Origin of the sequence: Micromonospora sp. NPDC049047, assembly GCF_040649135.1 — a bacterium.
Taxonomy (GTDB): domain Bacteria; phylum Actinomycetota; class Actinomycetes; order Mycobacteriales; family Micromonosporaceae; genus Micromonospora.
This window is the reverse complement of sequence record NZ_JBEZEY010000001.1, coordinates 396,140-408,435: the sequence shown is the minus strand read 5'-3', so window position 1 is coordinate 408,435 and position 12,296 is coordinate 396,140. Positions and strand designations below refer to the sequence as shown.

The 12,296-nt window shown below is 74.6% G+C and carries 8 protein-coding genes and 1 riboswitch; of the genes, 1 reads left to right on the top strand and 7 read right to left on the bottom strand.

Annotation, left to right across the window (positions count from 1 at the left end):
* Position 1: 1 nt before the first annotated feature.
* The 7 genes from AB0B86_RS01750 to cobN are packed head-to-tail and all read right to left on the bottom strand — an operon-like array spanning position 2 to position 10,766.
* Positions 2-1,153, bottom strand: a complete 1,152-nt coding sequence (locus AB0B86_RS01750) for a cobalt-precorrin-5B (C(1))-methyltransferase (protein ID WP_357414886.1) — start codon at positions 1,151-1,153, stop codon at positions 2-4.
* On the bottom strand, positions 1,150-1,983 hold the full coding sequence (cobM, locus tag AB0B86_RS01745; RefSeq protein WP_357414884.1) for a precorrin-4 C(11)-methyltransferase: 834 nt from the start codon (positions 1,981-1,983) through the stop codon (positions 1,150-1,152). Before cobM ends, AB0B86_RS01750 begins: the two co-directional genes overlap by 4 nt.
* On the bottom strand, positions 1,980-2,801 hold the full coding sequence (cobI, locus tag AB0B86_RS01740; protein ID WP_357414883.1) for a precorrin-2 C(20)-methyltransferase: 822 nt from the start codon (positions 2,799-2,801) through the stop codon (positions 1,980-1,982). Before cobI ends, cobM begins: the two co-directional genes overlap by 4 nt.
* Positions 2,798-4,153, bottom strand: a complete 1,356-nt coding sequence (locus AB0B86_RS01735) for a cobyrinate a,c-diamide synthase (RefSeq protein ID WP_357414881.1) — start codon at positions 4,151-4,153, stop codon at positions 2,798-2,800. The genes cobI and AB0B86_RS01735 overlap by 4 nt, the downstream gene beginning before the upstream one ends.
* Positions 4,147-4,758, bottom strand: coding sequence for a cob(I)yrinic acid a,c-diamide adenosyltransferase (gene cobO / locus AB0B86_RS01730; RefSeq protein ID WP_357411831.1), 612 nt, complete (start codon positions 4,756-4,758; stop codon positions 4,147-4,149). Before cobO ends, AB0B86_RS01735 begins: the two co-directional genes overlap by 7 nt.
* A 60-nt stretch (positions 4,759-4,818) precedes the next feature.
* On the bottom strand, positions 4,819-7,101 hold the full coding sequence (locus AB0B86_RS01725; RefSeq protein ID WP_357414879.1) for a VWA domain-containing protein: 2,283 nt from the start codon (positions 7,099-7,101) through the stop codon (positions 4,819-4,821).
* The gene (cobN, locus tag AB0B86_RS01720) at positions 7,098-10,766 is read right to left on the bottom strand and encodes a cobaltochelatase subunit CobN (RefSeq protein ID WP_357414877.1); all 3,669 of its coding nucleotides are present in this window, start codon (positions 10,764-10,766) and stop codon (positions 7,098-7,100) included. Before cobN ends, AB0B86_RS01725 begins: the two co-directional genes overlap by 4 nt.
* A gap of 338 nt (positions 10,767-11,104) precedes the next feature.
* Positions 11,105-11,234: riboswitch (cobalamin riboswitch) on the bottom strand.
* Positions 11,235-11,583: 349 nt separating this feature from the next.
* On the opposite strand from cobN, the gene AB0B86_RS01715 reads away from it, so the two are divergent.
* Complete coding sequence (locus AB0B86_RS01715) at positions 11,584-12,291, top strand: MBL fold metallo-hydrolase (protein WP_357411834.1); 708 nt, start codon at positions 11,584-11,586, stop codon at positions 12,289-12,291.
* The last annotated feature ends 5 nt before the right edge of the window (positions 12,292-12,296 follow it).

Genomic DNA, 12,296 nt, shown 5'->3' with positions numbered 1-12,296 from the left:
GTCATCGGGACCACCGACCGGACGAGGCGACGACGCGCGTGCCGGCGAAGTCGACAATCGCCACGTCCACTGTGACGGTCGGCCCGGCGAAGCGCCGTAGCACCTGGCGGACCCGCTGGCAGAGCAGGTCGCCGGCCGGTTCGAGCAGCCCGGCGGCCTCCCACAGCTCGTACGCGTGCCGCCCGGTGTTCGCCTCGGTCACCGCGGCGACAAGCGCCGGATCGCCCCCGGCGTCGGCGGTCACCGCGCCGAGCAGGGACAAATCCACCTTCGAGCGGGTGTAGTGGGTCATCAGGATGCCCGCCGCGAGTTTGGCAAGCTTGCCGGCCATGCCGACGAACACGACACCCGTCATCGCGTCGTCCACGGCGGCGGTCACCGCGGCCCCGGTGAAGTCACCGACCTCGACGAAGCACACCTCGGGCAGGTCGGGCAGGAGCGCGCGGGCGGCCCGTTCGGTGCGCCCACCTGTGCACAGCACCACGGTCCGCTCCCCCTGGGCGGACATCACCTGCACGGCCTGCACGACGCTTGCCCGCCAGGAGGCGGTGGAGAAGGGACGGACGATCCCGGTGGTGCCGAGGATCGAGATGCCGCCGAGGATGCCGAGTCGCCGGTTCGTGGTCTTGCGGGCCATGATCTCGCCCCGGGGCACGCTGATCACCACCCGGACGCCGACCTCGGTGAGGTCGACCACCTCGGCGACCGCCGCGCCGATCATCCGGCGGGGGGTGTCGTTTATCGCCGGACCGCCGACGGCCAGCCCGAGGCCGGGTTTGGTGACAGTGCCGACGCCCTCGCCGCCGGCCAGCCGCAGCCCGGGGGCGTCGATCCAGTCCACTGTGGCGGTCAGCTCGGCCCCGTGGGTGACGTCCGGGTCGTCCCCGGCGTCCTTGACCACCACCGCCTCGGCCCGCACCGGCGGCGTGCCGGTCAGTTCGCAGCGGTGCACCGGGAAACGCACCCGGCGTCCGGCGGGTAGGCCGATCTCCACGTCCGGCTGGACCTCGCCGGTGACAAGCGCGGTGACCGCCGCCTTGGCCGCCGCCGTCGCGCAGGCGCCGGTGGTCCAGCCGGTGCGCAGCGCCGTGGGCCGGACCTTCGCGGTGCGCGGCAGGTCCGGCTCGCGCAGCGGCGGTTCGGCGTACGTCACTGTGTGCCGGTTTCCCCGGCGCGGACGCCGGTCTGGCGGCGCAGCTCGGCCCGGGCGGCCGGCTCGGCGCGACGGAAGGTGTGGAAGTGCCCGGGGTGGTACAGGTGCGAGCGGGTGCCCTCGGCAGCCAGTGCCGGCCCGACCAGGAAGAGGGTGTGCTTCCACAGCTTGTGCTGCTTGACAGTCGCCTCCAGGGTGCCCACCGTGCAGCGCACGACCAGCTCGTCGGGCCAGGTCGCCTGGTACGCCACGACGGCCGGGGTGTCCGCCGGATAGCCGCCGGCCAGCAGCTCGGCCTGCACCTGCCCGGAGCGGGCGGCGGAGAGGAACAGCGCCATTGTGGTGCCGTGCCGGGCGAAGTCGCGGACCCGCTCGCCGGGCGGCATCGGGGTCTTGCCGCCTTCCAGGCGGGTGAGGATCACCGACTGGGCGACCTCGGGCACTGTCAGCTCCCGCCCGACGATCGCCGCGACCGCGGTGAACGAGGAGACCCCGGGCACGATCTCGACGGCCAGGCCGAGCGCCCGGCACAGGTCCAGTTGTTCCTGCACCGCGCCCCACAGCGCCGGGTCGCCGGAGTGGATGCGGGCCACCGTCAGCCCCTGCTCGGCGGCCCGCCGGTAGAGCGGCAGGACACCCTCGATCGGTAGCTGCGACGAGTCGACGATCTCCGCGCCGGGCCGGGCGTGGTCGAGCACGTCGGCGTGCACGAGGCTGGCCGCCCAGATCACGATGTCCGCCGCGGCGATCACCCGGGCGGCCCGCAGGGTCAGCAGGTCCGCCGCCCCGGGGCCGGCTCCGACGAACCACACAGTGCCGTCGCTTGTCACAGCTTTCCTCCTCGGTGGTCGCGGCGGGCCGGCACCAGCAGCGTCGACAGGTACGGCAGGTCGTGCTCGGCGTCGTCGACTGGGCCGATCCGTTCACCGGGCAGACCCAGGCTGCGCCCGAGCACCGCGTCGGCGAGCCGGCCCTGTCGGCGCAGCTCGGCGAGCAGCTCCGGATGCCGCCGCCAGCCCTTGTAGGCGACCACGGTGCCCGGCCCGGCGAGCGCGTCGGCGAACAGCGTCAGTCCGGCGGTGGCCGGCAGCAGGGTCAGCGGCTCGCGCCCCTCGCAGAGGGGGATGCCGCTGCGCGCCGCCAACTCCTGCATGGCGGTGACGCCGGGCACTGTGGCCACCCGCACCGCCGGGCGCAGCGCCCGGACGCTCTGCGCCAGGTAGCCGAAGGTGGAGTAGACGTTGGGGTCCCCGATTGTCGCGAACGCCAGCGACCGCGCGCCCGCGTCGATCGTCTCGACCACCACCCGGGCCGCGTGATCCCAGGCCGCCGCCCGGCGGGCGGTCACCCCACCCCGGTCGTCCAGGGCGAACGGCAGCCGGCGCAGCCGGTCCACCGGCACGTGCTCGCGGACTGTCGTCTCGGCCCGCCCGGCGTCCGCGCCCGCCGGCGTCGCGGCGGCGGTCGCGGTCGGCGCGACCCGGTCCGCCATCACGGGTACGAAGACCACGTCGGCGTCACGCAGGATCCGCACCGCCTTGACGGTGAGCAGTTCCGGGTCACCCGGGCCGACACCGACACCGGTCAGCGTGGCATCGGCGGGACCCGCCTCGATGGTCGGCCTCGCGTCGGCGCGCTGCGCGCTCATCGGCACGCCTCGACCAGTCGGCGGGCGGCGGCGGGGTGACCGGCCCAGTGGGTGTGCAGGTAGGAGGCGTGCACCCGACCGCTGACGAAGCCGTGCTCCGCGTCGTCCCAGCGCCACGCCGACCGGTCACCGTGCCCAGGGTCGGTGGTGGTGCGGTGGAACTCGTGGCCGCGTACCGGCTCACCGGCACGGGCGATCGGGGAGTCGGTGACCGCCACGGCTTCGCGGTAGCCGAGGGTGAGCCGGCCGGTCATCCGGGCGGTCAGGTCCAGCCGACCGCACATCGGTACGCCGTCCAGGGACCGCCCGAGGTAGAGCAACCCGGCGCACTCGGCAACGATCGGCCCGTCGAAGTCGGCCAGCTCGGCGCGCAGCGCGGTGTTCCCGGCAAGCGCCTCGGCGTACGCCTCGGGGAACCCGCCGCCGACGACCACCGCGCGGGTGCCGGCGGGCAGCGTCGGGTCGTGCAGCGGGTCGACGGTGCGCACGTCCGCCCCGGCCGCGGTGAGCAGTTCGGCGGTCTCCGCGTACGAGAAGGTGAAGGCCGGACCACCGGCGAGCGCGACCACCGGCCGCCCGGCACCGGCCGGCCCGCCGACCGCGGTGACCGGGTCCCACGCCGGGGCGGTCAGCGGCGGGGCGCTGCGGGCCAGGTCGAGTACGGCGGCCAGGTCCACTGTGGCCTCGACCAGCTCGGCAAGCGCGGTGACGATCGCCAGGGACTCGGGGGCCCGCTCGGCGACCGGGACCAGCCCGAGGTGCCGGGCCGGCGCGGCCACCTCGGCGGCGCGGGTGACGGCCCCGAGCACCGGCACGTCCACCTCGGCGAGGGCGTCGCGGAGCAGCTTCTCGTGCCGCTGTGAACCGACCCGGTTGAGGATCACCCCGCCGATCCGCACCGCCGGGTCGAAGGCGGCCATGCCCAGGGTCAGCGCGGCGGCCGAGCGGCCCTGCGCTGTGGTGTCCAGCACCAGCAGCACCGGTGCGTCGATCAGCCGGGCGACGTGCGCGGTGGAGGCGTAGTCGCGCCGGCCCACAGCGCCGTCGTGCAGACCCATGACGCCCTCGACGACGGCGATGTCGGCGGGTGTCGGGACGCTCGCGCCGTGGCGCAGCAGGGCGGCGATCCGGTCGGCCCCGACCAGGAAGGGGTCGAGGTTGCGCCCGGGTCTTCCGGCGGCGAGGGCGTGGTAGCCGGGGTCGATGTAGTCGGGGCCGACCTTGTGCGGGCTGACCGTCAGGCCGCGACGGCGCAGTGCGGCGAGCAGCCCGGTGGCGACTGTCGTCTTGCCGTGGCCGCTGGCCGGCGCGGCGACCAGCAGCCGGGGCGGCGCCCACTGTGTGCTCACCACTCGATGCCCTTCTGGCCCTTCTGGCCGGCGTCCATCGGGTGCTTGACCTTGGTCAGCTCGGCCACCAGGTCGGCGGCGGCGACCAGCCGCGGGTCGGCGTCGCGGCCGGTGATCACCACGTGTTGGAAGCCGGGCCGGTCGGTCAGGGTGGCGACCACCTCCTCGACGTCCACCCAGCCCCACGTCATCGGGTAGGTGAACTCGTCGAGCACGTACAGCCCGTAGCGTTCGGCGGCCAGGTCGCGCTGGATCTGCCGCCAGCCCTCCAGGGCGTCGGCGGCGTGGTCGGCGTCGCCGCCGCGCTGGATCCAGGACCAGCCCTCGCCCATCTTGTGCCAGGCCACCGGTGCGCCCTGGCCGGTGCGCTCGTGCACCTCGCCGAGGGCCCGGAAGGCCTGCTCCTCGCCCACCCGCCACTTGGCGCTCTTGACGAACTGGAACACGCCGATCGGCAGGCCGGCCGTCCAGGCCCGCAGCGCCAACCCGAACGCGGCAGTCGACTTCCCCTTCATTTGTCCGGTGTGGACCATCAGCAGTGGCCGGTGCCGCCGCTGCCGGGTCGTCAACCCGTCGGCGGGCACCACGCTCGGTTGTCCCTGCGGCATCAGCGGTCTCCCGTTCGCGCGATCGTGTGGTCCGGCTCGGTCATCGGTGTCCGTCGTCGCTCACGCCGGGCCGGCGAGCGCCGGGCCGGCGAGCGCGGCGCCGTCCGGGTGGGTGAGGGCGGCCAGCGGGTGGTGGGAGGCACCCAACTGGGTGGCCAGCCGACGCGCCAGGTGCAGGCGGACCGGACCGGTCTCGCAGTCGACGACCACGCAGGGCGCGCCGGTCGCCGCGAGCACCGCCGCCGCCGTGGCGGCACGGTCCAGCGGGCGACTTCCCGCTGTGGCGCGGCCGTCCGTGACGACGAGGACCAGGGGACGCCGCAACGGGTCGCGCAGCCGCTGCACCCGCAGCAGGTCGGTGGCCGCGAGCAACCCCTCGGCCAGCGGCGTACGCCCACCGGTGGGCAACTCGGCAAGCCGGGTCGAGGCGGCCAGCACCGACGAGGTGGCCGGCAACAACGTCCGCGCGCCGGCTCCCCGAAAGGCGATCACCGCGACCTTGTCCCGCCGCTGGTACGCGTCGGTGAGCAGGGCGAGCACCGCGTCCTTCACTGCTGTCATCCGCTGCCGGGCACCCATCGAGCCGCTGGCGTCCACCACGAACAGCACCAGGTTGCCCTCGCGGCCCTCGCGGACGGCCTCCCGCACGTCGTCCGGGCGCAACCGCAGCGGGCCGGTCAGCCGCCCCCGGGAGGCCTGGTGTGGCGCGGCGGCGCGGACCGTCGCCGGCAGGTGCAGGGCCGCGACCCGACCGGTCGGCACCCGTGCCCCGGTGGTGCGCCCCCGCCCGGTGCGGGCCCGGGAACGCCGGCCGGGCACCCCGTCACCCACGCCGGGCGCGGTGAGCACCCGCGCCCGCAACCCACCCCGGGGTACGGCCACCGGCTGGGTCCGCCCACCGCCAGTTGTCGGCTCGTCGTGATCGGCCGCCCGTGCTCGGCCGTCGCGGCTGCCCGCGCCCCGGCCGTCACCTTCCCGGTCGTCCGCCGAGAGGGGCGGCCGACAGTCGTCGCCTTGGTCGCCCGACTGACGCTGCGGCCAGCCGTCGCCGCCGTCCACACGTCCGTGCGGGCCGGTGCCGTCACGCTTCGCCGAGTGCCCGGTCGACTCGGGTTCCCCCTGATCCACGCCGTTTGCGCCGCCGTGCGGGCCGCCGTTCGTCGGGTCGACGCTGCGCGGGCCGCCGGGACCGGCCGGGCCACCGCCCTGCGGACCACCGTCGTTCGGTCCAGCGCCGGTCGGGCCGCCGTCGTCCGGCCCACCGCCCTGCGGGCCGCCGTCGTTCGGGCCGCTGTCGTTCGGGCCGCCGTCGTCCGGGCCGTCGGGGTGGGCGTCCTGGGCACGTTGCAACGCCTCGTCCAGGCGCTTCTCGTCCAGTCCGGGAGTGTCGAACGGGTCGCGGCGGCGGCGGTGCGGCAGGGCCAGCCGGGCAGCCACCCGGACGTCGTCGATGCCCACCCGGTCCCGGCCGTGCCAGGCGGCGTGGGCCAGGGCGGTACGGGCCGTGACGATGTCGGCGCGCATCCCGTCCACGTCGAACGCGGCGCACACCTCGGCGATCTGGCGCAGCGCGGCGTCCGGCAGGCGTACCCCGGGGAGCCGGCGACGGGCGGCGGCCACCTGGCCGGCGATCTCCGCATCGGCGTCGGCCCACCGGGCGGCGAACCCGGCCGGGTCGGCATCGGCGGCGAGCCGGCGACGGACCACCTCCACCCGCACCTCCGGGTCCCGGCTGGCGCCCACCTCGACGGTGAGCCCGAACCGGTCGAGCAGCTGCGGACGCAGCTCCCCCTCCTCCGGGTTCATGGTGCCGACAAGCAGGAACCGGGCCGCGTGGCTTACCGAGACACCCTCCCGCTCGACGTGGCTGCGGCCCATCGCCGCCGCGTCCAACAGCAGGTCGACGAGGTGGTCGTGCAGCAGGTTGACCTCGTCGACGTAGAGCACGCCCCGGTGCGCGGCGGCGAGCAGACCCGGCTCGAAGGCGCGTACCCCGGCGCCGAGAGCCTTCTCCAGGTCCAGCGAGCCGACCACCCGGTCCTCGGCGGCGCCCACCGGCAACTCCACGAGCCGGGCCGGACGGGTCTCGGCGGCGGCGTCGGCGGGATGCGGGCCGTCCGGGCAGCCCGGGTCCGGCCCGCCCGGGTCACAGCCGAAGCGGCAGCCGACGACCCGGCGGACCGGGGGCAGCAGGGCGGCGAGGGCGCGCACGGCTGTGGACTTGGCGGTCCCCTTCTCGCCGCGCACGAGGACCCCGCCGATCGCCGGGGACACCGCGTTGAGCAGCAACGCCAGCCGCATGTCGGCCATGCCGAGCACCGCACTGAACGGAAAAGTGGTCATGCCCGGTCCTCCAGATCGCCCTCACTGGCCAGGTACGTGTCGCGCAGCCGGTCCAGGGTCGCCGGTTCGGGGTTCGCCCACAGCCCCCGGTCGGCGGCCTCCAACAGGCGTTCGGTGATGCCGCGCAACGCCCACGGGTTGGACCGCTCCAGGAACTCCCGGGTCGTGTCGTCGAACAGGTACGCGGCGGCCAGGTGCTCGTACATCCAGTCGTCGACGACCCCGGCGGTGGCGTCGTAGCCGAACAGGTAGTCCACTGTGGCGGCCAGCTCGAACGCGCCCTTGTAGCCGTGCCGGCGCATCGCGGCGATCCACTTCGGGTTGACCACCCGGGCCCGGAACACCCGCCGGGTCTCCTCACCCAGGGTGCGGGTGCGCACGTCGTGCGGCATCGCCGAGTCACCCACGTACGCCTGCGGTGCCGTGCCGGTCAGGTGGCGGACCATCGCCACCATCCCTCCGTGGTACTGGAAGTAGTCGTCGGAATCGACGATGTCGTGCTCGCGGGTGTCCTGGTTCTTGACCGCCACCGCGATCCGGGCGAAGGAGCGTTCCATGTCGGCGCGCGCCTCCCGCCCGTCCAGGCCGCGGCCGTAGGCGTAGCCGCCCCACACCGCGTACACCTCGGCCAGGTCGGCGTCACTGCGCCAGGTCCGGGCGTCGATGAGCGGCAGCAGGCCCGCGCCGTACGCCCCGGGTTTCGAGCCGAAGATCCGGGCCGTGGCCCGCCGCTCGTCGCCGTGCTCGGCGAGGTCGGCGGCGACGTGCGCCCGCAGGTAGTTGTCGTCGTCCGGCTCGTCGAGGGCGGCGACCCGCCGTACGGCGTCGTCGAGCAACGCCACGACGTGCGGAAACGCGTCCCGGAAGAACCCGGAGATCCGCACTGTCACGTCGACCCGGGGCCGGCCCAGCTCGGCGGTCGGCACCACCTCGATGCCGGTGACCCGCCGGGACCTGTCGTCCCAGACCGGCCGGCAGCCCAGCAACGCGAGGATCTCGGCGATGTCGTCGCCCTGGGTGCGCATCGCGCTGGTCCCCCACACTGTCAACCCCACCGAGCGGGGGTACGCCCCGGTGTCGGCCAGGTGCCGGGCCAGCAGCGAGTCGGCGAGGGCCACCCCGACGTCCCAGGCGTTGCGGCTGGGAATGGCCTTCGGGTCGACGGAGTAGAAGTTGCGGCCGGTGGGCAGCACGTTCACCAGGCCCCGGGTGGGTGAACCGGACGGGCCGGGCGGCACGAACCGGCCGTCGAGCGCACCGAGGGTGTTCGTCAGCTCGTCGGTGGTGCGGTCCAGCCGGGGCACCAGCTCGGTCGCGGCGAAGCGCAGCACTGCGGCGACGTCCGGGATCGGCTGGCCGGTCACCTCGACGACCACCGCGTCGACCGCGTCCACCGCCCAGTCCAGGGTCTCCATCCCGACCACCAGGCGCCGGGCGAGCGCCTCGATCAGGTCGATCGCGTCGGCGGCGGTGCCGGCCGGCCCGTCCACCACGTCGGTAAGCGTGGTGGGCACGGTCAGACGTTCGCCCGGGGCCGCGAGCAGCGCCTGCTCGTCGAGGGAGTACGCGACGGCGAGCGCCTGCCGCAGGCCGGGCAGGGCGTGGGCGCCACCCCAGATCTGGGGTGCGCGCAGCACCGCGAGGACCAGGTTGACCCGGGGTTCACCGGTGGGAGCGTCGGCGAGGATGTGCAGCCCGTCGCGGATCTGCACGTCCTTGACCTCGCACAGGTACCCGTCGAGGTGCAGCACGAAGTCGTCGAAGTCGTCAGCGTCGGGCATCGCCTCGGCGTGCAGGTCGTGGTGCAGCTCGGCGGCGCGGACCAGGTCCCAGATCTGCGCCCGCACGGTCGGCACCTTCGCCGGGTCGAGGGCCTGCACTGTGGCGTACTCGTCGAGCAGTTGTTCCAGTTTGGCCAGGTCGCCGTAGGTCTCGGCGCGGGCCATCGGCGGCACCAGGTGGTCGATCACCACTGCGTGCGCCCGGCGCTTGGCCTGGGTGCCCTCGCCGGGGTCGTTGACGATGAACGGGTAGACCAGCGGCAGGTCACCCAGGACCGCGTCGGGCGCGCAGCCGGCGGCCAGGCCGAGGCCCTTGCCGGGCAACCACTCAAGGGTGCCGTGCTTGCCCAGGTGCACGACGGCGTCCGCGCCGAAGCCGCCGTCGTCGACAGGGGCGGCCAGCCAGCGGTACGCGGCCAGGTAGTGGTGACTCGGCGGCAGGTCCGGGTCGTGGTAGATGGCGATCGGGTTCTCCCCGAACCCACGCGGCGGCTGGATCAGCAGCACCACGTTGCCGAAGCGCAGCCCGGCGAGGACGATGTCCCCACTCTCGGTGTAGAGCTGGCCGGGCGGCTCACCCCAGTGTTCGCGCATCCGCTCGCGCAGCTCGGCGGGGACCCTGTCGAACCACCGCCGGTACGTGTCCCCCGGTATCCGGGCCTCGGCGGCGGCCAACTGCTCCGGGGTGAGCCACTCCACGTCGTGCCCACCGGCGGCGATCAGCGCGTGGATCAACGCGTCACCGTCGTCGGGCATCGGGCCGTCGCCCAGGTCGTAGCCGTCCTCGGCCAGCGCGGCGAGCAGCCGGACCGCCGAGACCGGAGTGTCCAGCCCGACGGCGTTGCCGACCCGGGAGTGCCTGGTGGGGTACGAGCTGAGCACCACGGCGACCCGCTTGTCACCGTTGGGCACGTACCGCAGCCGGGCGTGACGCACCGCGATCCCGGCGACCCGGGCGGCCCGCTCGGGATCGGCGACGTAGACGGAGAGGCCGTCGGCGTCGATCTGCTTGAACGAGAACGGCACAGTGACGATCCGGCCGTCGAACTCCGGGATGGCCACCTGCATCGCGGCGTCCAACGGGGACAGCCCGGCGTCGCTGCCGGCCCACTGCTCGCGGGTGCTGGTCAGGCAGAGCGCCTGGATGATCGGCACATCAAGGGCGGCCAGGGCGCCGACGTCCCAGGCGTCCTCGTCGCCGCCGCCGGAGGCGTCCGCGGCGACCGCGCCACCTGCCGCGAGGACGGTGACCAGCAGCGCGTCACAGCGGGCGAAGAGCCCGAGCGGTCCACTGTCGGCGGTGAGCCCCCGCAGCGAGCCGCAGAAGATCGGCAGCGGACTGCCGCCGGCCTCCCGCACCGCGTCGACCAGCACGTCGACGAAGCCGGTGTTGCCGGCCAGCGCGTGTGCCCGGTAGAAGACGATCCCCACCGTGGGCCGGTACGGGTCGGCCAGGTGCGCGCCGTGCACGCCGTACGCCGGGGTGCGGGCGGGCGGGGCGAACCCCTCGCCGGTGAGCAGCACCGTGTCGGAGAGGAACCGGGCCAACTGCCCGAGGTTGTCCGGCCCACCCTCGACCAGGTACGCGAGCGCCTGGGTGACGTCCCCGGACGGCACTGTGGAGATGGCCATCAGCTCCGCGTCGGGCAGCGTCTCGCCACCGAGCACCACCGTCGGCACACCGGTGGCGAGCACCGCGGCGAGACCGTCCGGCCAGGCCTGTCGACCGCCGAGCAGGCGTACGACGGCGAGGTTCACCCCGTCGAGCAGGGCGGGCACCTCGTCGGCGGCGACGCGGGCGGGGTTGGCGAGCCGATAGTCGGCGCCGCTGGCGCGGGCGGCGAGCAGGTCGGTGTCGGCGGTGGAGAGCAGCAGGATGCGCACGGCAGGCTCCGGAGAGTGACGCCCCGGCGGCCACTGAGGCGACCTGGACGAAGCGGGTGGGTGCGGCGTCAGCCGGTACGACGGCGCGACCGGACCTGTCGACGCGGACGTCGGGGGGTCGGTCGGCGCCGGGCGCTCAGCTCAGCGGGACCGGTGGCCCGCTCGGCCGACCTGGAGCCCGCCGGCGCGGCCGGCGCTCTGGATGCCGGCGCGGCCGGTCGTGGGCGCGGTGCGGCGCCCACGACACCTGTCGTGGCGATTGTCGTCAATGTGTGCGACGCCGTGCGTCATCGGGTCCTCCTCGGGTGTCCACGCCCTGGGGTACGTCCCGACGGCCGAAGTATCCTGGCTTCCGGATCGACGCTCTCCCCCGGCCTTCCAACCGCAGACACACGGCCGTGACTCACGAGGGGGGATCGCTCCCCGGTGACAGTGGCGGGACCGCGTCGGATTCGCACCGACTTCCTTCACTGCCGTCAGGCCGCGAATGCTGCCACACCGCCGCGCCGCCGGTCAACGTCGACCCCGAGGCCGTCAAGCGGGCGCAGTCCATTGACATACGCCGATAATGATCGCCACGAAGTCGCGCCCGGCAATGGCGCCGGCCTATGCGGCATCTCGCTTTCTCTGCTGTGCCGCGCGCGGCGGGGCGGCCGTTCCCGCGGTGCGTCAGGTGACGCCGAGCGGGGTGCGCACACCCGCGCTGACCTGCGACGGTCGGCCGGCAGGGCGGTGTCAGGCGGCGCGGTCACCTAGGATCGGCGACCACCGCAGCAACGTCCGCAATCGATCCCGGAGGTCGATCACCATCGTCGCCATGCGATTTCACCGGCTCGCCGGCCGGGTCTGGCTCTGCCCAGGTGATCCGGACCCAGCGGCGGTCCAGGCCGGCGTCGCCGTCGTGGCCGACGAACGCGGCAGTGTGATGATCGACGCCGGGCAGAGCCCCGGGCACGCCCGCGACATCCAGGCGGCGCTGACCGCCGCCGGGCTGCCGCCGCCGCGCTGGCTCGTCTACACCCACCACCACTGGGACCACGTCTGGGGCGCCTGCGCGTGGCCGGGAGTCGAGATCGTCGGGCACCAGACGGCCGTGCCGCTGCTGCGCGCCGAAGCCGCCCGACCGTGGAGTCACCGCTACCTGGACGAGCAGGTCCGCGCCGAGCCCCGCCTCGGCCCGAGCTTTCGGGCCCGGGCCCGGGCCATGGACTCCTGGGCGGACTTCACCATCCTGCCGCCCACCCGGGTCTTCGCCGAGCGGGACGAACTGCCGGTCGGGGTGGGGCTACGCCACGTCGGCGGCGGGCACGCACCGGACTCGACGGTCGTGCTGGTGCCCGACTCGGGCGTCATGCTGCTGGGCGACTGCTTCTACCCCCCGCCGGCGCACCTGCGCCGCCCCAACGACGACCTCGACCTGGGCCTGGTCCGACGGCTGCTCGACGACACCTACCACTGGTACGTGTCGAGTCACGCCGAGCCGATGACGCTTGAGCAGGCCCGCGCGGCGGTCGGACCCGCCTGAGCGGA